We start from the raw sequence: 26,887 nt of genomic DNA on the forward strand, positions 1-26,887 counted from the left end.
CGCCCCAATCCTTCAATCATTCCCCCGCCGTCAGCAAACGGCGCATTTACAACGGTATGACGTGCAGCGTCAGCGAATTCCCTTGGCCGCTTTCCGCTTCTGCTCCTTCTCGTGGGCGCAGACAAATGCGGCAGAAATGACCTGAATACCGACCGGCTTGTACAGCTTGTCGAGATCGGGTTGTTGTCGTTTGCTTCCTTGCTCATCGTCCTCTTCCGCATCGCTTCCGATTTTGCTCGTTCGAGCCTGACACACGCACTGTCCCTTGCGATTGCGTCGCTTTCAGGACCACAGCATGTCCTTTACATGGCAAGTCACTTTAAGCGACAGCATGTAATCTTTCGCGAATAGTCTTGGAGCGGTCAATGAGTGGAAAAGGTAATAGCCTGCGACATTAGCACCAATGCACAGGAGATGAATCGGCCGTCGAATTCTTAACGTTTTCTTGCCCTTGGGTCAGTTTCGAACCGAAGGCATTCCTCACGCGCCCCGCGGTGCGGAGCGCGCCCAAGCGAGCCCGTCTTCAGGGGTAGAGCCGGCGGTGCGTCCAGGGGGCACCCGCATTTTCGCGGGTGAACTGGAGCCGGTCATGCAAGCGGAAGGGGCGATCGTGCCAGAATTCGATCGACACCGGCGTCAGACAGAAGCCGGACCAGTGCGCCGGACGGGGAATCGTGCCGAGCCCAAACTTGGCGGTGTACTTGGCCACTTCCTTTTCCAGAGCAAACCGGCTTTCCAGCGGACGGGACTGTTTCGACGCCCAGGCGCCGATGCGGCTGCCGCGAGCACGCGAGGCGTAATAGGCATCCGCCACCTCGTCGGCGACGGGCGCGACAGGACCGCGCACGCGCACCTGACGGCGCAGGCTCTTCCAGTGGAAACAGAGCGCTGCCTTGCCCTGACCGAGCAACTCACGACCCTTGGTACTCTCGTAATTCGTGTAGAAAACGAAACCCTCGGGATCGATCTCCTTCAGCAGGACGACGCGCACATTCGGCATGCCCGTCTCATCCACAGTCGCCAGTGACATAGCGTTAGGATCGTTGATCTCAGCCGCCTCAGCGTCTACAACCCATTCAGAAAAAATGTGAAACGGATCCGTGAGGTTCACCGGGTCACCCTTTGTTAACTCTTCAAAGGGATCTTTGGTTATCTTCGACATAAGAGGTGCTTTCGGGTTCGGCATGAGTGTTCACCGCGCGACGTTCTATACCGTTAAACCCAGCTCGCGCCAATGGCGTGTTGCATTGGCATCCTTCGCGCTCCTCGGGCTTGCGGACTGCGGCCATATCTCGTTCCCGCTCAACAGCGGCAGCGAGAGCAACAGCGCTGCGATCAAAACCGGATCGATCTCCAGCATGAGCGATCCGCAAACGGATCGCGACGTGGCGATGACCGGTCGTGGCATCATCGCCTCGACGCTCGCAAACGCCCCCGAGACAGCCGAACCGACCCCGACCCAACTAGCGAGACCGGGAATTCAGGGCACGATCTTCAAGATCGTCGACGCCGATCCCAAGGCCGAGAACGACTGCCGAAGATTCTCCACCACCGCCAACACGATCGACGGCGTACGCGCCTATTCCGGCATCGCCCGCCCCGACAGCTTCGACAAGTGGTATGTGACCGTGCTACAGCCTGCCGATGCGGATCCGGACGCCTAGGGGCAGACATCGGACAGACAAGCGGGCACGAAAAGCCGTCGGAACGCGCGAACCGTGCGCGCAGCATTCAGACCGCCCACGACCACCTGAAACCGGTTTTCTCCACGCTTTTCGGCATCCGCAGGTTCTGGATTTTATTCCTACGACACCCCATATCGGCGGTGAATGGACGTCCCGGCGAAGTCCTCCTAACATCGCTGCGCCCCTAACGGGCGCCCTTTGAAACACGGACCTGATCATGCGCGATCCGTACCAAGTTCTTGGCCTGACGAAATCCACCAGCGAGGCGGACATCAAGCGTGCTTTCCGCAAGCTCGCCAAGAAGTACCATCCCGATCAGCACCCTGACGACAAGACGGCACAGAACAAGTTCGCCGAGGTCAACCAGGCCTACGAGATCATCGGCGACAAGAAGAAGCGTGCCCAGTTCGATCGCGGCGAAATCGACGCGGAGGGCAAGCAGCGCTTCCAGGGCTTTGAAGGGTTCGACGGACCGGAAGGTGCCGGACGCCCGAGCGGCTGGCATTTCCGCCAATCCGGCGGAGGCAGCGGAGCGGGCGACAGCGCAGGCGGCTTCGACGACATCCTGAACGAGATCTTCGGCAATTTCGGCGGCGGCCGGGCCCGTGCGGCCGGCGGAGCGGGAGCGGCCGGGGCAGGCATGGGCGGCGCGGGTGCCGGAACCCGCACCCGTCCGCAGCGCGGCGAGGAAGTCACCGTGACGGTGCGCGTCACGCTTGAGGACATCGCCCACGGCGGCAAGGCGCGCGTGAGCCTTCCCAACGGCAAGACGCTCAACGTCACCATTCCGGCCGGCACGCAATCGGGCGACCAGATCCGCCTGAAGGGCCAGGGTGTACCCGGCCCCAACGGCGGGCCGACGGGCGATGCGCGGGTGACCGTGCAGTTCGCACCGCACGCGCTTTTCACGCCCGAGGGCAGCAACCTGCGCCTCAACCTGCCGATCACGCTCTATGAGGCGGTTCTGGGCGCGAAGGTTCGCGTCCCCACGCTCGACGGATCGGTCGAGGTGACGGTGCCCGCCAATTCGTCGGGCGGTCGTACCTTGCGGCTGAAGGGCAAGGGCCTGCCGACCAAGGGCGGCGGCCACGGCGACCTGATGGTCGCGCTCCGCATCGCGCTGCCGGAGGACGGCGACGCGGATCTCGAAAAGCTCATGCGCGTGCAGCAGAGCACCAAGCCCTACAATCCGCGCTCTGGCATGGAGTGAGCGGGCGGGCGACTGCAATCGAGCTTGGGACCGGGAACAAATGGCCCATCCTTCGAGACGGCCTTATCAGGCCTCTTCAGGATGATGTTGTGATTGTTGTAGATTTATCAGAAATAACAACACGATAACGTCATCCTGAAGAGCCCGCGAAAGCGGGCGTCTCGAAGGATGGACAACACACTTCCCCTCACTCCATCACGCCTCCACCGGCCCCGTAGCCGCCGGAGCCGGGATATCCTCCGGCACCAAGAAACCCGGCGTCAGCGGCACGCTGAGGTCCATCCGGTATTGATCGAAATCCATCCAGCCCTCACCGGCGAGGAATGTGTCGTCGATCAGAAAATTGCCGGTGAACTCGCGGGCGGGCTTGGCGAAGATCGCGGCAGCTGCGTCGGCCAGGATCTGCGGGCTGCGGCTGGAGCGCATCATGGCGTCGTCGCCGAGAAGGTTCTTCACCGCCGTGGTGGCGATGACGGTTCGCAGCCACAGGGCGTTCACGGCGATGCCCGTCCCGCGCAATTCGCCCGCAAGGCCGAGCACGACGAGGCTCATGCCGTATTTTGCGATCGAATAGGTCGTGTGCCCGGCGAACCACTTCTCCCTCATGTCCAGCGGCGGCGAGAGCATCAGGATGTGCCGATTTTCCGATTTCTCCAGATGCGGGATGGCGAATTTCGAGGTTACCAACGTGCCGCGCGTGTTGATTTGGTGAATCAGATCGAAGCGCTTCATGTCCGTCTTCTGGACGTTGGTGAGCTGAACGGCGCTGGCGTTGTTGACCACGGTGTCGAGGCCGCCAAAGGTCTCCACCGTCTTGTCGATGGCGCCCTTCACGCTGTCCTCGTCGCGCACATCGACGACGAGCGGCAGAGCCTTGCCGCCCGCCTGTTCGATCTCTTCGGCCGCCGTGTAGATCGTCCTCTCAAGCTTGGGATGCGGCTCAGCCGTCTTGGCGGCAACGGTGACATTGGCGCCCTCTGCGGCCATCTTCAGCGCGATCGCAAGGCTGATCCCGCGTGAGGCCCCAATGATGAAAAGCGTCTTTCCGGCAAGGCTAATCGTTGTCTCCCTCCCTATCCCTTGCTGCGCGCCATGAAGGCGGCGAACGCGGCGCACGCCTCGTCCGATTGCAGACGGGCGCGGAAGGCCGCCGATTCCTCATCAATCCGCGTCATCACTGCCTACCGGTCACCGCGCAGGAACCTGCGGGCGATGGCAAGCGCTGCGGGCGGTTTGGCGGCGATGGTGCGCGCCGCCGTCATGGCCGCAGCCTCGATTTCCGCCTCTGCGACCACATGATTGACCAGACCGGCGCGGTGCGCGGCTTCACCGTCCAGCGGCGCGCCGAGACAGAGCAGCTCGAAGGCGCGTTGCGGCCCCATGATGGCGGGGGCAAGTAACGTGGAGGCCGCCTCCGGCACGAGGCCCAGATCGAGAAACGGCGTGTGGATCTGCGAGCGCGGCGTGGCAAACACCATGTCGCAATACATCAGCATGGTGGCGCCGACGCCGATGGCGAGCCCGTCCACGGCCGCCAGAACGGGCTTTTCGGACCCGGCAACCGCCTTCAGGAAGCGGATCACCTCCGTGCCGAGCCCCTCCCCGGTTTCCGCCACTTTCAGAAAGTCGGCAATGTCGTTGCCAGCCGTGAACGCGCCCGGCGCCCCCAGGATCAGCGAGACGCGAACATCGTCCGATCCGTTCGCCTCCTTCAGCGCTGCGGCCATGTCGTCATACATGGCTGCCGTCAGAGCATTCTTCTTTTCCGGACGATCCATGCGGATCGTCCGAATCCCGTCGTTCGTTTCAACGCGGATCATGGTTCCCCCTGTCGCGCCTGACTTGTTCTCGCTTCGATCAACCGGCCATCAACGCGGCATCGGCACCGAGCAGGCTGTCGGCGCCGTCCGTCACCGTGAAGCGAAGTAAGGCGCTTTCGCCGATCAGGTTGTCGGCAAAAAAGCGGGCGACATGGATGCGCAAGGCATCGGCGGGGCTCACCTCCCCGGCCCATACGATCGCCGAGGCCCCTTGCGCAAGCAGCGCGCCGCCCGTGGCCAAGCCGAAGAGCCGCAGATAGGGCGTGCCCCGGCAAGCGCCTCGTCCATCCGCTCTGCCTTGAGCGCATCGAGAAGCCAGTCGGTCGCCGCCGACAGATCGTTGAGCGCGACGCGACCTTGCGCGCCATGGCCGCGAAGCCCTCATCGTTCTGCGCCCCCGCCTCGCGGACGATCTCGCGCATTTCCTCGATGAAGCCGCGTGCCTCAGCACCTTCGGAAAGGGGAAGTTTGCGGGTGACGAGGCCGATCGCCTGGATGCCGTTGGTGCCCTCATAGATCGGGGCGATGCGCGCATCGCGCAGGAACTGGGCCGCCCCCGTCTCCTCCACATAGCCCATGCCGCCATGGATCTGGACGCCCAGAGACGACACCTCGACGCCGATATCCGTCGGCATGGCCTTGGCCACCAACGTCAGCAGAGCCGCACGCTCGGCCCAGCGTTTCTTTTCCTCGCCCTCGGCGCCGTGGGCCATGTCTATTGCCGCCGCGCAGCGGTAGCACAGGGCACGGACCACGGCGGTAAGCGCCCACATGGTCACCAAATTGCAGCGGATATCGGGATGCGTGGCGATCGGGGCCATGCCCTCGCCGGTCCAGCCCGACGCCTTGCCCTGACGGCGCTCATGCGCATAGGCGAGCGCATGCTGCAAGGCGGCTTCGGCCACACCGAGCCCCTGCACGCCGACGGCGAGCCGGGCGTTGTTCATCATCGTGAACATGCAGGCCAGCCCCTTGTGTTCCTCGCCCACGAGCCAGCCCTTCGCACCGCCCCGGTCGCCATAGACCATGGTGCAGGTGGGCGAGCCGTGAATGCCCAGCTTGTGCTCCACGTTAGCGCTCTGGACGTCGTTGCGCGCGCCCAGTGAACCGTCGGCCTCAACCAGAAACTTCGGCACGAGAAACAGCGAGATGCCGCGCGTGCCAGACGGCGCATCCGGCAGGCGGGCAAGCACCAGATGGACGATGTTGTCGGTCAGGTCGTGCTCGCCATAGGTGATGAAGATCTTCTGACCGAAAACGGAATAGGTGCCGTCGTCGTTGCGCTCGGCGCGCGAACGCAGGGCGGCGAGATCGGAGCCCACCTGCGGCTCGATCAGGCTCATCGTGGCCATCTACTCGCCGGAAACGAGCCGAGAGAGATAGATCTCCTTCAGATCCTCGCTGGCGTGCGCCGTCAGCACCTCGATGGCACCGGCGGTCAGCGTCGGACCGATGGCAAAGGACATGGAGGCGGAATTCCACATCTCGTAGGTGGCGACCTGCAACTATGGTCGGCAGGCCCTGGCCGCCGTAATCCTGCGGCGCGGTCAGGCCGTTCCAGCCTCCTTCCGCTCAGGCGCGATAGGCATCGCGCCTGAGCGGCGGCGGCGTCACCTCGCCGTTCTTCAGCGGCGTGCCGTGACTGTCGGCGATCTTGTTCAGCGGCGCGATTTCGTCGGCCGCAAACCGTCCCGCCTCAACGAGGATCGCCTCGACGAGATCCTCGCTCAACTCCTCCTCTTCGAACACGTCCGCGACACGGTCGAAACCTAATACGTGCTTGAAAGTAAAGCCTATTTCGGTAATTTGAGCCCTATACATGATGGTCATTCCTCACCCTGTAACCTTGACGTGGGGCATCTGTCCGCGCAAAACGCCTGCGCCGCCTTATCAAAGACGACACTGCCTCATCCGCAAACCGCCTTAGCGGCGACAGTAGCGTGCTAGGCCATGTCGTCAACGATGCCGCTAGGGAAACACACCAATGACAGTCCGGCGCATCAATCCGCAAGACCCGAACCTTTCCGCATCAACCGGCTTTCGCGAAGCCGTCGCCGCCATTCTCGACGGAGGGCTCGTCGCGGCACCGACGGAAACCGTCTACGGGCTGGCGGCAGACGCGACGAACCCGCAGGCCTGCACGGGCATCTACACCGCCAAGGGGCGGCCGCGGTTCAATCCGCTGATCAGCCATGTCAGCGATGCAGCGGCCGCGCGCGAGTACGGGCTCTTCGACGAGCGGGCGAATTTTCTGGCGGACGCCTTCTGGCCGGGGCCGTTGACACTCGTCGTACCGCGCCGCCCCGGCTCCGCGGTCTGCGATCTCGCCACCGCCGGTCTCGACAGCATCGCACTCCGAGTGCCGGATTCTCCGATCATGCAACGACTGTCGCGTGAGGCCGGCCGTCCACTGGCCGCCCCCAGCGCCAACCGTTCGGGCGGAATCAGCCCGACCACGGCCGAGGCGGTTAACGAGGATCTGGGCGAGCGGGTCGATGTCATTCTCGATGCGGGTCCGACGCGGATCGGCGTGGAATCGACCATCGTCGCGCTGATCGATGACGAGGCCCGCCTGCTGCGTCCCGGCGGCCTCGCGCGGGAGGATATCGAAAAGGTGCTAGGACGCCCGCTGGCCGGACCTCCGGGCGACAGCGCGGCCAAACCGGCCGGGCCGGGCATGCTGAAGTCCCACTATGCCCCGCGCGCCATCGTGCGGCTTGAGGCGCTCGATATCGCGCCCGGCAAAGCCTACCTGGGTTTCGGCCCGATCCCCGATCAGATCGCACGCGATGCCGTCGCCGTGCGCACGCTCAGCGAGAAATCTAACCTAGAGGAAGCTGCCGCGAATCTCTTTTCGGATCTGCGCGCGCTCGATGCCACGGGAGCTGCCTCCATCGCGGTGGCTCCGGTGCCAAAAACCGGGCTTGGCGAGGCGATCAACGATCGTCTTTCGCGCGCGGCGGCGGAGCGGATGGGCCCCGGCGTACGATCCGAGTAACCGAGAATTATTTAGCGGCTGATATACAAGTCTATTTCAAACAAATATAAATTAATATTTGTACTTGAATAAAACTATGGTTCGTCAATATAATTATTATCTATTTTTTCTTGGACTTACTCTTGTCTCCCAACGAAAACTCTGACATAAAACTTCTCGGAACCCCTGGTGATGCAGCGAACCTCCCAACCCCGGGTAAAATCATTTCCCATTTGCCCGTACCTTTCCGGCGGCAGTTGCTGTGGCAACTGCCGTTTTTTTCGTCTCCTCCTGGCCAGCGCCCCTGTTCGCCCGTCCTTTCGATTTGCGAGAACAAACATTGAGCTGACGCAGAGGCCGCGAATGCACAGTCTTCCCGATAAGGCGCATTGACAGAAAGACTCCGGGCGCGTCAGTTCGTTGAACTGACAATATCAATCGGGGCCCGTCTTGGCGACGCTGCTGCTGCATCACTCTTGCTTTCTCGACCATCACACGCCCCTTGAGCATCCGGAACGCCCGGACCGGGTGCGCGTGGTCGACAGAATTATCGAGCACGAACGTTTTCAGACCCTGGAGCGCGATGCCGCGCCGTTGGGTGAGGTCGAAGCGATCGAACGGGCACACCCGGCCGAATACGTGGAGCGCATCCGCACCAACATACCCAAGGAGGGACTGGTGCGCATCGACGACGACACGACGGTTTCGGCGGGAAGCTGGGAAGCGGCGTTACGCGGTGTGGAGGCTGGCTGTCAGGCAGTCGACGAGGTAATGACCAGCAAGGTCAAGAGCGCCTTCTGCGCGATCCGCCCGCCCGGGCCACCACACCGAACTCCAGCGCGCCATGGGCTTCTGCCTGTTCAACAACATCGCGGTCGCCGCGCGTCACGCGCAGAATAAAGCACGGGGCGGAGCGATCATCGATTTCGATGTCCATCACGGCAACGGCACGCAGGGCATCTTCTGGAACGATCCGTCGATGATGTACTGCTCGACCCACCAGATGCCGCTCTTTCCCGGCACGGGGGCTGCCAACGAGACGGGAGCGGGCAATATCGTCAACGCACCGCTGCAGGCGGGCGACGGTTCGGCCCAGTTTCAGGAAGCGGTGGACGTGATGCTGCTGCCGCGGCTGACCGATTTCCGCCCCGATCTGGTTCTCATTTCCGCGGGGTTCGATGCCCACAAGCGCGATCCGATCGCCAACATCAATCTGGTGGAGGAGGATTTCGCCTGGATCACCGCCAAATTGATGGACGTGGCCGACGCCAGTTGCGACGGCCGGGTCGTGTCCATGCTGGAGGGCGGCTACGATCTGGAAATCCTCGCGCGCTCCGTTGCGGCACATGTGATGACGCTGATGGATTCGTAGGCGCGCCGAACGGCCACCGGCACCCACGGCCCGGTTGTGTTCCCACCGATCGGGCTTGCGCACGAAAGAGAGCCCTTGACGTGAAAAGGCCGGGGCCCGACCCTGCCGACATTCCGAATCCCGTAAAATGACGGATACGCCAAGGCCGATGAGCGATACTCAACCCACCCCCAAACCAGTCGACGACATGAGTTTCGAGGAAGCCCTGCGCGAACTGGAAACGATCGTGCAGAAGCTGGAGCGCGGGGACGTGCCGCTGCAGGAGAGCATCGCCCAGTACGAACGGGGCGACAAGCTGCGCAGCCACTGCGACAAATTGTTACAAGCCGCAGAGGCAAAAGTGGAAAAGCTTCGCCGCGGCAACGACGGCACGGCCAGCGGTACCGAGCCGCTCGACGTCAGCTGACAGACGCCAAGCACGCCGAATTACCGCAGAGGCCGCGACGTAAGGATAGCCGGCTGCGCCGGACATGCGCACAAGTCGTTATGACGACCGGATTGTACTGTTTTACGTCCGCGTGGCGCGCTTTGTAACATAACAAATATTATTGCCGGAATAGTTCCGCAGAGACCGTTGCGTGGATTTCGCGCGACGTCGCGGGTTTACTCCCCTTGCACAGAAAAAAGGGCCGCGGCGAACCGCGGCCCAAGTCGTTCACTGTGCACGTGGCCCCATCGACCACGGGATTTTTATATTCTGTTTCTTCGTAAAAATCATCACCCTAATCCGTATGAACTGGAATTTTTAGATTTCCGGGGTGAACATCGCTACGGAATCCGCCCGAATTGGCGAATGGCGCATCTGCGGAATGGCAACTGTCGGATTGCTTCAATTGCGCCTATCGTCGCCGTGGTGTAAGCGTGCCCTTTCCCTCGAACTCAGCAGGCACATATTCGTGCGATGATGACGCTCGCCACACCTCTCCTCAACACGATCACAAAACCCGAAGATCTGCGAAAGCTCGACCCGCAGGACCTCAAGCAGGTCGCCGAAGAGCTGCGCGCGGAGATGATCGATGCCGTGTCGCAGACCGGCGGCCATCTGGGGGCGGGGCTGGGCGTCGTGGAGCTGACGGTTGCCCTGCACTACATTTTCAACACGCCCAACGACCAGCTGATCTGGGATGTCGGGCATCAGGCCTATCCTCACAAAATCTTGACCGGTCGCCGTGACCGGATTCGCACGCTTCGTCAGCCCGGCGGATTGTCCGGTTTCACCAAGCGTGCCGAATCTCCCTACGACCCGTTCGGTGCCGCCCATTCCTCGACCTCGATTTCCTCCGGCCTCGGCATGGCGGTCGGGCGCGATCTCAACCATGGCGACAACAACGTCGTCGCGGTGATCGGCGACGGCGCAATGTCGGCCGGGATGGCCTATGAGGCGATGAACAATGCCGGGGCGCTGAAGTCGCGGCTCGTCGTTGTGCTGAACGACAACGACATGTCGATCGCCCCGCCGGTCGGCGCGATGTCGGGCTATCTGGCGCGTCTCGTTTCCGGGCGTACCTACCATTCGCTGCGCGAACTGGCGAAAAGCGTGGCCAAGGCGCTGCCCGATCCGCTGCAAAAAAGGGCGGCACGCGCGGAAGAATACGCGCGCGGCTTCTTCACCGGCGGCACGCTGTTTGAAGAACTGGGCTTCTACTATGTCGGCCCGATCGACGGTCACAATCTGGACCACCTGCTGCCCATCCTGAAGAACGTGCGTGACACGCGGGAAGGGCCGGTCCTCGTCCATGTGGTCACGCAGAAGGGCAAGGGCTACGAACCGGCGGAAAATTCCTCCGACAAGTATCACGGCGTCGCCCGCTTCGACGTGATCACCGGCAAGCAGGCCAAGCCGGTTCCCAATGCGCCGAGCTACACCCGCGTTTTCGGGGAAAGTCTCGCGCAGGCCGCCCGCGAGGACGACAAGATCGTCGCCATCACCGCGGCCATGCCGTCGGGCACAGGCGTCGACATCTTCGGCAAGGGATTTCCCGAGCGCACCTTCGATGTTGGGATCGCGGAACAGCACGCGGTGACCTTCGGCGCAGGCCTTGCCACCGAGGGTTACAAGCCGTTCGTCGCGATCTATTCCACCTTCCTGCAGCGCGCCTACGACCAGGTCGTGCATGACGTGGCGATCCAGCACCTGCCGGTGCGTTTCGCCATCGACCGCGCCGGTTTCGTGGGTGCGGACGGGCCGACCCATGCGGGCTCCTTCGACATCGGCTATCTCTCCTCCCTGCCCGGCTTCACCGTGATGGCGGCGGCTGACGAGGCGGAGCTGAAGCACATGGTGACCACCGCCGTAGCCTTCGACGACGGCCCGATCGCCTTCCGCTACCCGCGCGGCGAAGGTGTGGGCGTGGACATGCCCGAACGCGGCGTTCCGCTTAAAATCGGCAAGGGCCGGATCTTGCGCGAAGGCACCAAGGTGGCGCTCCTCTCGCTGGGCACAAGGCTTGCCTCCTGCCTGGAGGCAGCGGAGATCCTGGAAGCGAGCGGATTGTCGACGACGGTCGCCGATGCGCGCTTTGCCAAGCCGCTCGATACGGATCTCGTTCGGCGGCTGGCCGTCGAGCACGAATTGCTGATCACCTTGGAGGAAGGCGCCATCGGCGGATTTGCCGCCCATGTGACGCAGTACCTTCTGCAGGAAGGTCTGCTCGACGGTCAGGTCAAGCTTCGCGCAATGATGATGCCGGATACCTTTGTCGATCACGACAAACCGGATGCGATGTATGCCGGGGTCGGGCTCGACGCGAAGGGGATAGTCACACGTGTCTTTGAGGCACTGGGACGTGACACGGCGGAAATCGGGCGTCTCGCCTGAGGCGCATTAAGCCGTTTTTCATCGATTTGTTTCACCGTTCGTGTATAGGCAAGAAACGGGGACCTATTCAGGTTCCTTTTGCCGTAATTCCGCCGCGATCAGGTTGAATGCCGAGCACACGGGCCGGTGGTTCGTCCCGCTCCCTGGGCGAGGATGAATGATCGCCGTTCCGAAGGTTCTGCCTCACGCGATCCAAAATGACGAAACGGTCTCGCAGCCCGGTGTTCCGGGTGCCAGAACACTCCGAATTGATGCCTTTCCAGACTAAATAGACCGGTTCGTCCGCCAACATCCCCGACACCATCCCGCGCGACATTGCGCGTTACTGGCGAAGTCCAATGGCCAAGACTCTGAATCCGATTGCCGCCCTTCTGCTCTCGGTCGCCCTCACGTTGTTGAGGCACGGTCTGCAGGCAACATTGCTGCCCGTACACGCGGATATGGAGGGCTTCTCGGCCATCGCCATCGGCTGGATGTCGTCGAGTTACTTCGCAGGCTTAGTGCTGGGCTGCGTGGTTGCGCCCTATGCGGTGCTGCGCGCCGGACATATCCACGCCTTCGCCACTCTCGTCTCGCTGGGCTCCGCCAGTGCGATCCTCTACCCGGCTCTTGCCGATCCGATCGCCTGGGCGGTCATCCGCTTTGCCTATGGTTTCACAATAGCTGGGTTCTATCTGATCGTTGAAAGCTGGCTGAACGAACACGCGACGAACGAAAACCGCGACGCGCTGATGTCGACCTACATCATCATCAACCTCGCTGCGATCACCGGCGGGCAATTGCTGCTCACCGTCATCGATCCGGAAGGCTTCACCGCCTTCGTGCTGGCTTCCGTCGCCGTGTCCCTGGCGGTGGTGCCGATCTCGATGACGCGCTCGCAGCAGCCCGCCCCAATCACCTTCGTGCACTCCCGGCCGATGGAGCTTTACCAGATCTCTCCGGCAGCCATCGTCGGCAGTCTGTTCATCAGGCTTGCCAACGGCACGAACTGGACGCTGGCCCCGCTCTATGCACGCCAGGTCGACCTTGACAAGGCGGGCGTCGCCTATTTCGCCTCCGCCATCATCTTCAGCGGCGCGCTCGCGCAATGGCCGATCGGTCGCCTATCGGACCGCATGGACCGACGTTACGTTCTCATCGGGCTGGCCTGCGCCTCCGGTATCGTCGCAACGCTCATCACCGAGCTGGAGCCGACGCAAGCCCTGCCGACCATCGCCTTTGCCGGACTGCTGGGTTTCGTCTCCCAGCCCGCCTACTCGATTGCCGTCGCCCACGCCTTCGACCATGTGGAATCGGAAAGTTTCGTTGAAACCTCCTCGGGTCTGCTGCTAGCCAACGGCATCGGTTCGACCATCGGCCTGCTGGTCGCCTCCGTGGTGATGATGCGGGTCGGGCCCAGCGGGCTTTACGCCACGATCGCCGTGATGATGTTCTCGCTGGCGGCCTATATCATCTTCCGCATCCAGGTGCGCGAGCGTCCCTCCGCACGCCTCCACACCGAATTTGACCTTGCCGGTACTGCGCAGGTCGGTGGTGTGCTGACGCCGGAACTGCTCGACAAGAGCAGCCCGCACGTGGTCGTGCCCGAATATTCACCCGTCCCGCACGTGACGCCCGATCCGGAAGCGATCGCCGAAGCGTGGGAGACCGCGTGGGACGGCGAGGAAGAGACAACGGACGAAACCGCGTCATCTGCGGCGGAAGAGAGCGGCAAGGACGACGCCTCGCCTGCCGCTGCGGACGGGCCCAACGAACCGTCTTCCGACGGCGCCAAGGCTGCGGATAAGGACGACACGTCCCGCTGAGGACAATTCCTGCCGCAACGACATATGTTCTCGACGCACGCGTCGGGATGACGCATAGTCCCGCCCGTGATGAGAAACCGAACAGGCCTTCTTCACCTGCTCAGATGCGAGCGCAAGTCGCTTTCCACATTGGCGGAGACGGCGCTGGTCGCGCGCGTTCTCATCGGCGTGCTCGGGCTTGTCCTGGCGCCGTCCAATGCGCTTGCGAGCGGACCCGGGACTGATCATCGTTCCGGCTCAACCGGGGCGGGTCCCAGCCCGTCAAGGGCGTTCCCCTGGGTGCGTTCCACTGTCCCTGTGCCGCCTGCTATCACTCCGGATGCGCGGTCGTCTGCACGCCTCCGATCGCAGGGGCGCAACTGCCGGGACCCGAGCCTGCGCATGCGATGCGGCTTCTCATTCCGCGCAGTTTCGAACAGGCTGCGCAGACGGCCGCAACGCACCGACAGATCCGCGCGCCTCCCTTCAACGCTTGAATGCTTTGTGCCCCTGCGGGCGCACCCAATCAAAAAGTGAGGCAAGGCCTCGTTGCGTTCAAGTGCATGGTCGAGCCGCGCGCCGCCATGCCAAGGAGGATTACATGAAGACCCTGTTTTCGTTTGCGGCAGCCGCCGCGCTTTCGCTGACCTTCGCCGCCCAGGCTGAGCCCGCGCCGATCACCGCCGGTGATCTGAAGATCGAGATGCCCTGGACCCGGGTCACGCCCGGCAAGGCGGCTGCAGGCGGCGGCTTCCTGAAAATCACCAATACCGGCACCGAGGCAGATCGTCTGGTCGGGGCGTTTTCCCCGCGCTCCAAGCGCACGGAAATTCACGAGATGACCGTCAAGGACGGTATCATGGTGATGCGTCAGGTAAAGGGCGGGCTGGAGATCCCGGCAGGCGGCACGCTGGAACTGAAGCCCGGCAGCTATCACGTGATGTTCATGGGGCTGCCCGAGCCCTTCAAGGAAGGCGAAATGATCCCCGTCACCCTGACCTTCGAGAAAACGGGCGACGTGGAGCTCAAACTGATGGTGCAGAAGCCGGGGGGGGGGAAGAACCCGGCCCACTCCGTGGAGATGGACCACGGGCATATGGACCACGACAACAAGAAGATGAAGTAGTGACGCGATGAGCGCTCGAAAGGTCATTCGTTACGGGGCGTGGGCGGCGATAGCCGCCCTCGTCCTCGTCGTCGCCGGCGTCATGAGCGGGGGGAGCGACCTGGGTTCCGGCAAGGGCTTCCTCTCGCCTGCCACCGCCATTGGAGGGCCGTTCACGCTGATCAACGGCAAGGGCGAGACGGTGACGGAAGCCGATCTCAAGTGCAAGCCGACGGTGATGTTCTTCGGCTACACGTTCTGTCCCGACGTCTGCCCGACGACGCTTGCGGAGCTTCAGGGCTGGATCGACCAGCTCGGCCCGGATGCCGACAAGCTCAACTACGTGTTCGTCACCGTCGATCCGGAACGCGATACGCCGGACGTGATGGCGTCCTATATCGCGGCCTTCGACGATCACATCATGCCGCTGACGGGGACGCGCGAAGAGATCGACTCCATGATCAAGACCTATCGGGTCTATGCCCGAAAGGTGCCGCTCGATGACGGCGGTTACGCGATGGACCATTCTGCCGGGCTCTACCTGCTGAACGCGGACAACCGCTTCGTCGGCACCATCGCCTATGGCGAGGACGGCGAGATCGCGATGGAGAAGCTGAAACGGTTGATCAAGGGCGAGCAGAGCTGAGACGCGGAACGTAAAACGCGAGATTTCCCCGGTCGCTGCCAAGGTAGTTGACGGGGCGGATCGGTTGCGCTAGAGTTCATCTCTTTAGAGATGAGGGATTTTCGACGCTATGACCACTATACCCGCCACATGGGCCGTGATCGGGACACTGGGCGCCATCCTGTTGCTGGTGACACTCGGTCTCTGGGCGCGTTACGGCAAGATGATCTTCGTCCGATTCGTGCTGAACGGCCTGGCGGGCTGCTTCGGCTGACGCCCTTTTCCTGCTGACTTCTACCCCTACGCCGCCACAGACCAGACCCACCCGATACGCAACGCGCCCGGCCATGACGACAAAGGTACACCTCGACCAACTTCTCGTGGAGCGGGGACTGATGGTTAGCTGTGCGCGACGTGGTGCTGCGCGGTCACGTGACGGTTGACGGCAAGCCCGCAGCAAAGCCCGGCCAGACGGTTTCCGGGGATGCGGAGGTCGCCATCGACAATCCTGTCTCGCGCGCTGCGCTGAAGCTGGTCGCCGGATTCGATGCCTCTTCCTTCGACGTCACCGATTGCCATTGCCTCGATATCGGCGCCTCTACGGGAGGTTTCACGCAGATGCTTCTGGAGCGCGGGGCGGCAAGCGTCGATGCCATCGACGTGGGGCACGGGCAGTTATACGCCTCTCTGGTCGATCATCCCCGCATCCGTTCTCTGGAAGGGATCAACGCGCGTGCGCTGGCCAACGAGCATCTCAGGGCCGAGCCGGAGATCGTGATGTCCGACGTGAGTTTCATTTCGCTGAGGTTTGCCCTGCCGCCGGCCCTTGCACTCGCCGCCCCCGGCGTGTTTCTGGTCAAGCCGCAATTCAAGGCGGGCGAGGGCGGGCTCGTCGACCCGAGCGTGGCGGAAGAGGTCGCGGAAGGCATCCGCGTCTGGCTTTCCGGACATACCGGCTGGCAGTTGCACGGCATGACGACCTCGCCGATCAAGGGCAGCGACGGCAATGCGGAGTATCTGCTGGGCGTGGTGAAGGACGGCTAGCGCGGTGGATATTGCATGCCTGCAGGGCCGTACATGTGGCCCATCTTTTGAGACGCCGTCTGCGACGGCTCCTCACTATGGCGTTATGCGTGGGGATAGTTTCTTGCAGTAAATCAATACGATAACGTCATCCTGAGGAAGCTGCACCGCAGCCGTCTCGAAGGATGGACGACGTGCACCGAAAGCGTCTCACGCCTCTCTCCCGGCATACGCAACACCCGCAACCCCATAGCCTTGGCGGCCGAAATCCTGCAATCCCGGCACAACGCCAGCAGGACGCCCGCATGTCACAGACACTCACCATCGATCACCTCGCCCATCGCGGCGACGGGGTCGCTCTTCTCGACGACAAACAGATCTATGTGCCCCTTACCCTTCCAGGCGAAACCGTCGAGGTGGAGCGCAAGGGAGAACGCGTGCGGCTGATCTCGATCGAGACCGCCTCCCCGCAGCGCGTCGAGGCCCTGTGCCGCCATTTCGGCACCTGCGGCGGCTGCGCGCTGCAGCACATGGAGCGGACGGCCTATGACAGCAGGAAAGAGAAACAGGTCACAGCGGCGCTCGCCTCGCGCGGGCTGGAGCGCGAGGTTTTGCCCATCGTGCCGGCAAGCCCGGCACACGACGGCGCGCCATGCTGACGGCCGTGCGTGTGGGCTGTGGCGTGCTGTTCGGCTACCACGAGCACATGACCAACCGGATGGTGGCGATCAGCGAATGCGTGGTCGTAACGCCGCGCATCGTCTCCGCATTGGCCGACCTCAACCGGCTGGCGGAGAAGCTTGTCCCGTGCAAGGGCGAGTTGCGGGTGACCGTGCTCGACACCGTCACCGATCTCGACGTCGCCGTGGATGGCGCGGACAGAAAGGCATCGCACGAATTTCCCCTGCTCGGCCGTGTGGCGGCAGAGGCCGATTTCGCTCGGCTTTCGGTGAACGGTGAAACGGTGATCGAGATCCGTCCGCCCGCCCTCGATTTCGGCGGCGCGGCGACGGTGCCGCCGCCGGGAAGCTTCGTGCAGGCGAGCGCGAATGCGGAGGCCGCGATGGCGGCTGCGGTTCTCAAGGCGATCGGCGGTGCAAAGCGCGTTGCGGATCTCTTTGCCGGATCGGGAACCTTCGCACTGAGGATCGCGCGCGAGGCTGTCGTTCATGCGGTGGAAAGCGACAAGGCGGCGATGGCCGCGCTCGACCGCTCCTGGCGGCAGACGCCGGGACTGAAAACGATCACGCAGGAGGTGCGCGATCTCTTTCGAAGCCCGCTCAGGCCGAAGGAGACGGAAAATTTCGACGCGATGGTGTTCGATCCACCGCGCGCGGGCGCCAAGGAACAGGCGGAGCAGCTCGCCGCCTCCAAGATGCCCGACATCGTCGCCGTCTCCTGCAGTCCGGCAACATTGGCACACGATCCGCGCACTCTGGTCGACGGCGGTTATCAGGTTCAATCCGTACAACCGGTGGACTAGTTCCTGTTCTCGCCCCACATTGAGGTGATCGCCCATTTGAAGAGGGTCTAGGCGACGCTCCAGCTCAAGGAGGAGTGAGCCGTGGCCGAGACGCTGGAACGCCCCGCAACACTTGCCGATTGGGCCCGGCGTGCCCGCTTTGCCACCGCCAGCATGAGCCGTCTCGCCTGGTACGGCGCCCATCGCTATGCCTCTCGCCGGATCGACCAACGGATCGGCGAGGACTACCCCGATTTCCGGATTTCCGCGCCTGAGGGGCCCGTGCCCTCAGAGCGGCGGATCCTGTCCGATATCGCCCGGCTTCAGACCGCAGACCTCGCCAATGTGGAGGCAGGGCACTATCCGATGCCCGCGCGCGAGGCGGATGGCCTGGCGGGGCTCATCAAGCGCGCCCGCGCCTATTACGCCGACCTTCCCGACACCGCTCACCGCCGCCGACGCGCACCCGAGACGGAGACGGCCTCCAACGAACCCTATTACCTACAGCATTTCCATTTTCAGGCCGACGGCTGGATGTCGGAGGTGTCTGCCGAACTCTACGAGTTTCAGGTGGAGGTGCTTTTCAACGGCGCGACCGCAGCCATGCGTCGGCAGGGGCTGGTGCCGTTGAGCAGGCTGGTGCGCGAGAGGGATCAGCGCAAACTGCAATATGCCAACATCGCCTGCAGGACCGGCAACATGCTGCGCGAGATCACGCGCGCCTTTCCGCGCCTGCCCACAATCGGCTTCGATGTCTCCGAGCCCTATCTGCGCTACGGGCGGAAACTCACCGGGAGGCGACGCGACAGACGGCTTGCGGCCGCCCTTGCCGAGGCGTTGCCGCTGGCCGATGAAAGCCTCGATGCGGCGAGCGTCGTCTATCTCTTCCACGAACTGCCGCCGGAGGTGCGTCGGGCGGCGGCGGGAGAACTCGGCCGGGTGCTGAAACCGGGCGGGTTGCTCGTCTTCATCGATACGCTGCAGATGGACGATGAACCGGATTACGACGGCTTGCTGGAGTTTTTCCCTCAGCTCTTCCTGGAGCCCTATTACGAGGGTTTCGTGCGTGAGGATCTCGATGCGCTTTTCGCCCCGCACGAGTTGAAGCGCGAAGAGGCCTAGAATGCCTATGTCTCGCGGGTGACGCTGTTTCGGAAGGCGTGAGCGGTCGAAGGATCGGCCCCACACTCCACCTCAAGCCGACATACAAAAAGGGCGCCGACCGGAGCCGACGCCCTTTCAATCTCGTCCGAAATCCGCAGCGATTACGCGGCAAGCGTCTTGTCGGCTTCGCAATAGGCCTCGCCGAGTGCTTCCGACACCGCCTTGTAGGTGATGCGGCCGCCCTGCACGTTGAGGCCCGCCTTCAGGTGCGGATCGTCGGCCAGCGCCTGCTTCCAGCCCTTGTCTGCGAGCACAAGGCCGGAGGGCAGCGTCGCGTTGGCAAGCACGAAGGTGGAGGTGCGCGCCACGCCGCCCGGCATGTTGGCCACGCAATAGTGCACCACGCCGTCAACCACGTAGGTCGGCTCGGAATGGGTGGTTGCGTGGCTCGTTTCCGTGCAACCGCCCTGATCGATGGCGACATCGACAATGGCCGAGCCCTTGCGCATCGTGGAAAGCATGTCTCGGGTGATGAGCTTGGGGGCGGATGCTCCCGGGATCAGCACCGTGCCGATGATCAGCTCGGCATTGGCAACCAGTTCGGCAAGCGTGTGGGCATTGGAATAGGCGGTCTTCACAGCCGTGCCGAATTGCGTATTGAGGCGACGCAGCACATCGGCGGAGCGATCGACGACGGTGACGTTCGCACCGAGCCCCAGCGCCATCTGCGTAGCGTGCGTTCCCGCCATGCCGCCGCCGAGAATGAGGACATCGGCGTGAGAAGCGGCAGACCGCCGGTCGGGGAGGTCACCGTCTCGTAGGCGATGCAGGTGGCGCCCGAGGCCATCAGATCGCGCGTCTGGGCCGGATCCGGAGCCAGGTGAAGATAGGTGAAAAGGATCTGATCCTCGCGCAGGCGCTTGCACTCCTCGGCCTGCGGTTCCTTCACCTTCACGATCATGTCGCTTTCGGCAAAGACCGTCTCCGCATCGGGTGCGATCTTCGTCCCGGCGGCGACATAGACCTCATCGGGAAGCCCCGCACTGAGCTCCACCAGCACGGAGTGACCGTGCGCGATAAATTCCTGAACGCCGGCGGGGATGACGCTGACGCCGTCTTCGTGGTTCTTGATTTCCTTCGGAACGCCAATACGCATGGCTTTGTCCTTTCATTCTGTTCCCTGACGCACAGAATGGACCGGGTTACCGTCAATTTTCTCGCAATTTGACGTGTCGTTTGTGCGAATGATCGCATAATCTGCGAAAATGGATCGTAAATTTCGAAAAAATCGCGCCTAATGAAATTCGACACTCGAGACAGGGCCATCCTCAAGGCATTGCAGGACAACGGCCGCCTGACCAACGCGGAACTGGCGGAAATGGTGAACCTGTCGCCGTCGATCTGTCTGCGCCGCACGAAAATGCTGGAAGAAGCAGGCGTCATCGCCGGCTACACGATGCTGCTGAACGCCAAGGCGGTGGGGCTTTCGGGCACCGCCTTCGCACAGGTAACGCTGAAGGGCCAGTGCCGCGAGGAACTCGACCGTTTCGAACAGGCGACGGCCAAGATCCCGGAAATCCTGGAGTGCTACCTGCTGGCGGAACAGTACGACTACCTGCTGCGCATCGCCTATCGCGACGCGGAAGACTTGGAACGCATGCACACCAGCATCCTGACTAGCCTGCCCGGCGTCGACCGGGTGCAGTCGATGCTGACACTCCGAACCGTGAAGCGGACGACCAAGCTGCCGGTTTGAAGGAGCTGGCGCGCGCGCCCTTGCCTCTCCATCGTCATTGCACGGCGAAGTCCGGGCAATCCAGCAGGCAACGGCATATACGGATGGTGATGGATCCCCCGGACGAAGCCGGGGGATGACGAACGAAGGTGTGGGCCGTGGAGCAATTTCAGACGCTCACGCGATGCCCACCCCTGCGCGGACAACGCCCACAATCAACTCGCCCCCGGCCGATAGGCCTGCAGCCGCATCAGAATTTCATCGGGAGCGCCGCGCAAGGAGTGGAGCGGGACGCGGAGGGTGGTCTTGCCCTTGCGGTGGTAGGCGCGGGCCATCAGCAGGCGCCACCAGGCGACCTTTTCCGGCTTGGCGACCACCTCTTCCAGCGGGCGGTGCAGAGTAATGATCAGCGTAGAGAGGCGGATCTGGCGGACGGCGGAGTTGAAGAGCTCCAAGCGCGCGATCTCCGCCCAGGCGATGAAACCGATGCCTGATACGAAGAGGCCGTCGTCATTGGTCCCCAGTTGCGGGCGCTTCGTCTCCACCAGCGGGAAATAGTGGAACGACATGACGAGCGCCGCGAACGTCAGGGCGTAAGAGGCCTGGCTGAGCCCAGTATGCCGCCAGAAACCCCGTCAGCACCGCGGCGGCGAGCCCGCCATAGACGGGCCCCTTTCCGCTCCCCTTGCGATAACCGGTCGCAAAGGGGGTTGGGCGTACATCCTCGAAGGGATTCAAAGCTTGGGTCAGTCGAGCCTCCATATGGGGTCCTCGCGGTTGTTTCCGGCCGCCGGTTTGCGCATTGAAGGCTTACGACACCATTGCAGAAATGCCTGCGCCTTTTGGCACAGGGTCTCAGCCGTCGATGATCTCGGTCGACTCGATCTTGATGCCGAAGCCTTTCAGGCCGACATAGTGGCGCTCACGCGAGGCCAGCAGGCGGATGGAGGAGACACCGAGATCCTTGAGGATCTGAGCACCGAGGCCGATCTCGCGCCAGGAATCGGAGCGGGCCTGAGCGGAGGCGTGCTCTTCCTTGTCCTGTGCGATATCAACGCGCGCGCGACGCGACTGACGGGTGACGCCGACGGAGCCTTCGCGCAGGTAGATCACGACGCCACGGCCGCGCTCGACCAGGCCCTTCATGATCGTATCAAGCTGCTGGGAACGGCCGAAAACGTCGTCGATAACCGATTCCAGATGCAGGCGCACCGGCACGTTGCGGCCGTCGAGAATGTCGCCGTAGATGATGGTGAGATGATCCATCGGATCGTAGGGCGTGGAATAGGTGATGGCGTAGGCGGGGCCGGCGAGCGTCTCGATCGCCTGCTCGTAGACGCGCTCCACCAGCTTTTCCTTGCGCTGACGCCAGGCGATGATGTCGGCGACGGAGACCTGCTTCAGGCCGTGCTTTTCGGCAAATTCCTTGACCTGCGGCCCGCGCGACACCGTGCCGTCGTCATTGACCATCTCGCAGATGACGCCAACCTCGGGCAGCCCCGCCAGACGGCAGAGATCGACGGCGGCCTCGGTATGGCCGGAGCGCATCAGCACGCCGCCATCCTTGGCGATCAGCGGGAAGACGTGGCCCGGACGGACAAAATCCGTCGCGCCCGAATTCGGATTGGCCAGACCGCGCAACGCAGCCGTGCGATCCTCGGCGGAGATGCCGGTGGTCGTTCCGTGCTTGTAGTCGATGGAAATGGTGAAGGCGGTGGAACGCGGCGCATCATTGTCGCTCACCATCAGGTCGAGGCGCAGCTTGTGCGCAAGCTCGCGGGTGATCGGCGCGCAGACGATGCCCGAGGTGTGACGAATGATGAAGGCCACCTTTTCCGGCGTAGCGTGGGTGGCGGCGAGGATCAGATCACCTTCGTTCTCGCGGTCGTCATCATCGATGACGACGACGATCTCGCCGCTTTCGAAAGCGCGGATCGCTTCGGCTACTCGTGACTGGGACATGTCGATTTCCTTTGCGGGCCTCAGCCCGAGAAAGTCGTTGGGCGTGACGGCACCGTCCGTGGCGTCGGCAATGCGCCCCCCTGTCTCGCGCGAGATCCAGACATTGGGATCGTTGCACAAAGCGGTGACGGCCGCCGGAGAGAAACCGGCGCGACGGGCAAAGGCGGAACGGGTTTCTTTGGCTCGCACGAGCCATTCGTCGAGACGCATGTCCATAATCTAATATCCGAAAATTTCAGTATCAATGAAAAATAGAAAATATTTCAGTCAGACTGAAAATGGCAATCCGTGGCAGGCATATTAGGGCGCATTCGCGCGAAACGGAAGTAGTGCGGAGGGGCGAGAGCAGACGAGGCAACGTGCGGCCCATTCCAGGAAGGACCAGACGGCGCCCCAATGTCAGGCCCGAAGTGAGCACATTTCACTCCGGACTGTCATCCCCGCGCAGGTGGGGATCCAGTAACCACAGGATCTCGCGCACCGAATTGAACAGCCAGCCTCACGGAGTACTGGATCCCCGCCTGCGCGGGGATGACAATTGTGCTTGGTGGCATTGCATCGGCACTTACAAAGTCTGCCCCCAAGCGCCTACCCCACCTGCGCGCGGTTGCGCAGGAAGTGATCAGCCAGCACGCAGGCCATCATCGCCTCGCCGACGGGCACGGCGCGGATGCCGACGCACGGGTCGTGACGGCCCTTGGTGACCACGTCCACTTCCTCGCCCGTGCGGGTGATGGAGTGGCGCGGGGTGAGGATCGACGACGTCGGCTTGACAGCGAAGCGCACCACGACCGGCTCACCTGACGAAATGCCCCCCAGGATGCCGCCAGCGTTGTTGGAGAGGAAAATCGGCGTGTTGCCCTGACCGATGCGCATCTCGTCGGCATTCTCCTCGCCGCGCAGCGTCGCCACCTCGAAACCGTTGCCAATCTCCACGCCCTTCACAGCGTTGATCGACATCATCGCGGCCGCCAGGTCCGCATCGAGCTTTCCGTAGAGCGGAGCGCCGAGGCCGACGGGCACGTTCTCCGCCACCACTTCCACGACCGCGCCGACGGACGATCCCAACTTGCGGATATCGTCTAGATAATCGGCCCATTCCTTCGCCGCGACCGGGTCGGGGCAGAAAAAGGGGTTGTTGTCGATCTCCGCCCAGTCCCAGCGGGTACAATCGACCTTCAGCGGCCCCATCTGCACCAGAGCGCCGCGAATGCGGATATCCGGCACCACCTTGCGCGCCACACCACCCGCCGCCACGCAGGCTGCGGTCTCGCGCGCGGAGGAACGGCCGCCACCGCGATAGTCGCGGATGCCGTACTTGGCGTCGTAGGTATAGTCGGCGTGCCCCGGCCGGAAGCGGGACTTGATCTCCGAATAGTCCTTGGAGCGCTGATCGACATTGCGGATCTCCAGCGAGATCGGCGTGCCGGTGGTCTTCTGCACACCGTCCTCATCGACCATCACGCCGGACAGGATGTGCACCTCGTCGGGCTCGTGGCGCTGGGTGGTGTATTTCGACTGGCCGGGCTTGCGCTTTTCCAGCCAGCCCTGCAGGTCGGCCTCGGTGAGCGGGATCAGCGGCGGGCAGCCGTCCACCACGCAACCGATCGCAGTACCGTGGCTTTCGCCCCAGGTAATGACACGGAAAAGATGACCGAACGTGTTATGCGACATGGGGCCTCGAGGAAGCGCGGACGGACAGGAATGTTCAAGACGAGGTTCTAATGCCTCGCCTGCGCGAAGGAAAGCCGGTCTGAGCTTATCGATAGAAGGCGGGCACCAGCAGGACGAACACCGTCATGATCTCCAGGCGGCCGATGAGCATGGCGGCCGACAGGATCCACTTCGCAGCATCCGACAGGCTGGCGAAGTTGCCAGCAGGCCCGATGATCGAGCCGATGCCCGGACCGACGTTGGACAGCGCCGTGATGGAGCCGGAAAGCGCCGTCATCGGTTCCACGCCGACGAGTTGGAGCAGCAACGCGACGGCGAGCCATGTGGCGATGTAGAGGAAGAAGAACACGCAGACGGACGCGACTTCCTCATCCGACAGGACGCGTTCGCCGTAGCGCGGCACCACGATGGCGTGGGGAAAGCTCTGACGGGCCATGAGCTGGCTGATCATGCGCGCCAGCACCTGAAAGCGGAAGATCTTGATGCCACCGGCAGTCGATCCCGTGCAGCCGCCAATGAAGGTGAGCAGGAAGAACATGCCCGCAACCGGGGTGCCCCAGGCCAGATAGTCCTGCGTGGCGTAGCCCGTCGTCGTGACCACCGAGACCACGTTGAAGGAGGACTGCGTCAGCGCCTCGCAGAAGGGCAGCCCGTCGACAATGACGAGCCAGATCGCGATGGCGACGCTGACGACGGTGAGAAAGGTCAGGAACCCGACGACCTGGGTTTCCAGACGGCGGGAGGACTGGGCTCGCCGCGTCAGGCGCACATAGGTCAGGAAGGGAATTCCGGAGGCCGCCATGAAGAACACGGACGCCCAGTCGATGAAGGGGCTGTCGAAATAGCCCATCGACGCATCGTGGGTGGAAAAGCCGCCGGTGCACACGGTGGTGAAGGCGTGATTGAGGGCATCGAACCAGCTCATGCCGCCGAACCGGTAGGCCAGGATGCAGGCCACCGTGATGAACATGTAGATGCCGAAAATCGCTAAGGCGAGCTGGCCGGAGCGATAGAAGAGCTTTTCCGACTGGTCGGAGGATTCCAGCTTGAAAAGCTGCATTCCGCCGAGGCGCAGGAACGGGAAGATCACCAGCGCCATGCCGATGATGCCGATACCGCCGACCCATTGCATGAGCGAGCGCCACAGCAGAACCGTTTCCGGCTGATGATCGAGACCGCTCATCACGGTGGAACCGGTCGTGGTGATGGCGGACACCGTCTCGAAATAGGCGTCGGCCACCGACAACCCGTCCGGCGACAGCATCAACGGCACCGCCGCAACGAAGGGCACGATCACCCAGGCGAGCGTGACGAACAGCACCGCCTGACGGAAATCCATGCCGAAATTAGTGGGGGCGAAGGAAATGATGATCGCCAGGCCCAGCATGAAGGTGCCGATGGAGGAAACGAGGAAGGCCGCAGTTTCGCCGTCGAGCAGCGCCACGGAGATCAGGACCAGCAGCATTTCGGCCAGTGCGATCACGATCAGAAGCCAGCCGATCGGAAAGATCACCAGATTGCGGCGATTGGCGGCCGATTGGCCGTTCGCGGTCACGCCATTTTCCGTCACTGGAAGGCTCTTCGTGGGGTCTCGGGTTGTCTTGCGCCGATCGGAACGGTCAACAAACGGTCAGGCTCCGGCGAATTTCTCAAAAGCCGCATTGCAAGGCCGCGACCTAGCGACCGGAACAGGGCCCGATTATCGAGATTTCAGTTACACCGGCTGAAGACTTTTGTCGAATGCTCCATGCGGCAGGCTCTAAAGCCAGGTGCCGAGGCGCCCGTGCGTGACCAGAACCCGGTCCTGATCGATCGAGCGGATCGGCAAGCAGCTTGCGGGCGCAGAGAACAACAAGCCGCGCAGCACGCGCAAAATGCCGTCATGCGCCACGACAACGGCATCGCCCGTCACCGTCTCCAGCCATCCGACAACCCGGTGCGACAACGCCGCATAGCTTTTCCCACCCGGCGGCGTGAAGCCCCATTTGTCGGCCCGGCGCTGTCGCACGGATTCGCGATCGCGCTCCTTCAGCTCCGCCATGGTGAAGCCTTCCCATTCGCCGAAGGTCAGCTCCTTGAGCGCCTCGTTGCATGTGAAGGCTTCCGGCACCAGGTCGATTTCCTCGCGCACCAACCACATGGTCTCGCGGGTGCGCGCCATCGGCGAGGCGAGATAGGCGAAGCTTTCCGGGTCCCGGCCGAGGGATTCGAAATAGGCCTTCACCGTCCGTCCGTTGCGCCGGGCCTGAGCCCGGCCGACCTCGCTGATATCGACCTCGCGCTGGCCCTGAAGACGCCCTTCGAGATTCCAGGGCGTTTCGCCGTGGCGAATGAAGATCATTGTGGCTGTCATGCGAAGTCCAGCAGAGGTGAGCGTTTTGTTGGGTGCCCGGACTATGACCGCAAGCCTAGAGGCAGGCAAGGCGTGCGACGATAATTCCGGTACCGACCGACATTCTCGCAGCCCCTTTCCAGGGTCGGAAGTTGCACCAGACGCAGGAACCGGCCATACGGCCGGTTCCCGTCTCTCG

24 protein-coding genes and 3 pseudogenes are annotated in these 26,887 nt (G+C 62.9%); 15 read left to right on the plus strand and 12 right to left on the minus strand.

What is annotated here, in order from left to right:
* Nucleotides 1-69: 69 nt before the first annotated feature.
* A complete protein-coding gene (locus QNJ43_RS17810) occupies nt 70-255 on the minus strand; it encodes a hypothetical protein (protein ID WP_300471925.1) in 186 nt (61 codons plus the stop codon).
* 268 nt (nt 256-523) lie between these two features.
* Nucleotides 524-1,162: a pyridoxamine 5'-phosphate oxidase gene (gene pdxH, locus QNJ43_RS17815; RefSeq protein WP_300471963.1), complete on the minus strand. Its 639-nt coding sequence runs from the start codon at nt 1,160-1,162 to the stop codon at nt 524-526.
* A 22-nt stretch (nt 1,163-1,184) separates the two neighbouring features.
* Between pdxH and QNJ43_RS17820 the strand changes: the two genes are divergently transcribed.
* On the plus strand, nt 1,185-1,664 hold the full coding sequence (locus QNJ43_RS17820) for an RT0821/Lpp0805 family surface protein (protein WP_300471926.1): 480 nt from the start codon (nt 1,185-1,187) through the stop codon (nt 1,662-1,664).
* 238 nt (nt 1,665-1,902) lie between these two features.
* Entirely contained in the window at nt 1,903-2,895 is a 993-nt protein-coding gene (locus tag QNJ43_RS17825) for a J domain-containing protein (RefSeq protein WP_300471927.1), read from the plus strand.
* Between the two features lie 195 nt (nt 2,896-3,090).
* Here the strand turns inward: QNJ43_RS17825 and QNJ43_RS17830 are convergent, their stop codons facing one another.
* The 3 genes and pseudogenes from QNJ43_RS17830 to QNJ43_RS17840 all read right to left on the minus strand — a co-directional run bounded on the left by QNJ43_RS17830 (nt 3,091) and on the right by QNJ43_RS17840 (nt 6,536).
* Nucleotides 3,091-3,954: an NAD(P)-dependent oxidoreductase gene (locus QNJ43_RS17830; RefSeq protein ID WP_300471964.1), complete on the minus strand. Its 864-nt coding sequence runs from the start codon at nt 3,952-3,954 to the stop codon at nt 3,091-3,093.
* A gap of 122 nt (nt 3,955-4,076) precedes the next feature.
* Nucleotides 4,077-4,715, minus strand: a complete 639-nt coding sequence (locus QNJ43_RS17835) for an enoyl-CoA hydratase-related protein (protein WP_346433032.1) — start codon at nt 4,713-4,715, stop codon at nt 4,077-4,079.
* Between the two features lie 37 nt (nt 4,716-4,752).
* Nucleotides 4,753-6,536, minus strand: a pseudogene (locus QNJ43_RS17840) (acyl-CoA dehydrogenase).
* Between the two features lie 163 nt (nt 6,537-6,699).
* Between QNJ43_RS17840 and QNJ43_RS17845 the strand changes: the two are divergent.
* The 12 genes and pseudogenes from QNJ43_RS17845 to QNJ43_RS17900 all read left to right on the plus strand — a co-directional run bounded on the left by QNJ43_RS17845 (nt 6,700) and on the right by QNJ43_RS17900 (nt 19,003).
* Complete coding sequence (locus QNJ43_RS17845; protein WP_300471928.1) at nt 6,700-7,713, plus strand: L-threonylcarbamoyladenylate synthase; 1,014 nt, start codon at nt 6,700-6,702, stop codon at nt 7,711-7,713.
* Nucleotides 7,714-8,142: 429 nt separating this feature from the next.
* Nucleotides 8,143-9,064 (plus strand): annotated as a pseudogene (locus tag QNJ43_RS17850) (histone deacetylase family protein).
* Between the two features lie 148 nt (nt 9,065-9,212).
* The gene (locus QNJ43_RS17855) at nt 9,213-9,470 is read left to right on the plus strand and encodes an exodeoxyribonuclease VII small subunit (protein ID WP_300471929.1); all 258 of its coding nucleotides are present in this window, start codon (nt 9,213-9,215) and stop codon (nt 9,468-9,470) included.
* Between the two features lie 495 nt (nt 9,471-9,965).
* A complete protein-coding gene (dxs, locus tag QNJ43_RS17860) occupies nt 9,966-11,882 on the plus strand; it encodes a 1-deoxy-D-xylulose-5-phosphate synthase (protein WP_300471930.1) in 1,917 nt (638 codons plus the stop codon).
* A 338-nt stretch (nt 11,883-12,220) separates the two neighbouring features.
* A complete protein-coding gene (locus QNJ43_RS17865; RefSeq protein ID WP_300471931.1) occupies nt 12,221-13,687 on the plus strand; it encodes an MFS transporter in 1,467 nt (488 codons plus the stop codon).
* A 580-nt stretch (nt 13,688-14,267) separates the two neighbouring features.
* Complete coding sequence (locus tag QNJ43_RS17870; RefSeq protein ID WP_300471932.1) at nt 14,268-14,792, plus strand: copper chaperone PCu(A)C; 525 nt, start codon at nt 14,268-14,270, stop codon at nt 14,790-14,792.
* Nucleotides 14,793-14,799: 7 nt separating this feature from the next.
* Nucleotides 14,800-15,417 (plus strand): SCO family protein, encoded by a 618-nt coding sequence (locus tag QNJ43_RS17875; RefSeq protein ID WP_300471933.1) that lies wholly within the window; start codon nt 14,800-14,802, stop codon nt 15,415-15,417.
* 109 nt (nt 15,418-15,526) lie between these two features.
* Nucleotides 15,527-15,670 carry a hypothetical protein gene (locus QNJ43_RS17880; protein ID WP_300471934.1) on the plus strand — a complete coding sequence of 48 codons (144 nt, stop codon included), beginning with the start codon at nt 15,527-15,529 and terminating at the stop codon, nt 15,668-15,670.
* Between the two features lie 131 nt (nt 15,671-15,801).
* On the plus strand, nt 15,802-16,440 hold the full coding sequence (locus tag QNJ43_RS17885; protein WP_346433033.1) for a TlyA family RNA methyltransferase: 639 nt from the start codon (nt 15,802-15,804) through the stop codon (nt 16,438-16,440).
* A gap of 284 nt (nt 16,441-16,724) precedes the next feature.
* A complete protein-coding gene (locus tag QNJ43_RS17890) occupies nt 16,725-17,078 on the plus strand; it encodes a hypothetical protein (RefSeq protein ID WP_300471935.1) in 354 nt (117 codons plus the stop codon).
* Nucleotides 17,072-17,902 carry an RsmD family RNA methyltransferase gene (locus QNJ43_RS17895; RefSeq protein ID WP_300471936.1) on the plus strand — a complete coding sequence of 277 codons (831 nt, stop codon included), beginning with the start codon at nt 17,072-17,074 and terminating at the stop codon, nt 17,900-17,902. The genes QNJ43_RS17890 and QNJ43_RS17895 overlap by 7 nt, the downstream gene beginning before the upstream one ends.
* An 81-nt stretch (nt 17,903-17,983) precedes the next feature.
* Entirely contained in the window at nt 17,984-19,003 is a 1,020-nt protein-coding gene (locus QNJ43_RS17900; RefSeq protein WP_300471937.1) for a class I SAM-dependent methyltransferase, read from the plus strand.
* A 143-nt stretch (nt 19,004-19,146) separates the two neighbouring features.
* On the opposite strand, the gene QNJ43_RS17905 is transcribed toward QNJ43_RS17900, so the two are convergent.
* Nucleotides 19,147-19,911, minus strand: a complete 765-nt coding sequence (locus QNJ43_RS17905) for an FAD-dependent oxidoreductase (protein WP_346433034.1) — start codon at nt 19,909-19,911, stop codon at nt 19,147-19,149.
* Nucleotides 19,806-20,141 (minus strand): annotated as a pseudogene (locus QNJ43_RS27355) (alanine dehydrogenase); the annotation flags it as partial. The gene QNJ43_RS17905 and the pseudogene QNJ43_RS27355, both read right to left, overlap by 106 nt.
* A 141-nt stretch (nt 20,142-20,282) precedes the next feature.
* Between QNJ43_RS27355 and QNJ43_RS17910 the strand changes: the two are divergent.
* On the plus strand, nt 20,283-20,741 hold the full coding sequence (locus QNJ43_RS17910; protein ID WP_300471938.1) for an Lrp/AsnC family transcriptional regulator: 459 nt from the start codon (nt 20,283-20,285) through the stop codon (nt 20,739-20,741).
* A 194-nt stretch (nt 20,742-20,935) separates the two neighbouring features.
* Here the strand turns inward: QNJ43_RS17910 and QNJ43_RS17915 are convergent, their stop codons facing one another.
* The 5 genes from QNJ43_RS17915 to QNJ43_RS17935 all read right to left on the minus strand — a co-directional run bounded on the left by QNJ43_RS17915 (nt 20,936) and on the right by QNJ43_RS17935 (nt 26,709).
* A complete protein-coding gene (locus QNJ43_RS17915; RefSeq protein WP_300471939.1) occupies nt 20,936-21,289 on the minus strand; it encodes a hypothetical protein in 354 nt (117 codons plus the stop codon).
* Nucleotides 21,290-21,575: 286 nt separating this feature from the next.
* Nucleotides 21,576-22,892: a 3,4-dihydroxy-2-butanone-4-phosphate synthase gene (gene ribB, locus QNJ43_RS17920; RefSeq protein WP_300471965.1), complete on the minus strand. Its 1,317-nt coding sequence runs from the start codon at nt 22,890-22,892 to the stop codon at nt 21,576-21,578.
* A 378-nt stretch (nt 22,893-23,270) separates the two neighbouring features.
* Nucleotides 23,271-24,356, minus strand: a complete 1,086-nt coding sequence (gene aroC / locus QNJ43_RS17925; RefSeq protein WP_300471940.1) for a chorismate synthase — start codon at nt 24,354-24,356, stop codon at nt 23,271-23,273.
* Between the two features lie 85 nt (nt 24,357-24,441).
* A complete protein-coding gene (locus QNJ43_RS17930; RefSeq protein ID WP_300471941.1) occupies nt 24,442-25,911 on the minus strand; it encodes a TrkH family potassium uptake protein in 1,470 nt (489 codons plus the stop codon).
* Nucleotides 25,912-26,115: 204 nt separating this feature from the next.
* Entirely contained in the window at nt 26,116-26,709 is a 594-nt protein-coding gene (locus tag QNJ43_RS17935; protein ID WP_300471942.1) for a histidine phosphatase family protein, read from the minus strand.
* Nucleotides 26,710-26,887: the final 178 nt, after the last annotated feature.

This window comes from Breoghania sp. (assembly GCF_030066895.1).
Taxonomy (GTDB): Bacteria; Pseudomonadota; Alphaproteobacteria; order Rhizobiales; family Stappiaceae; genus Breoghania.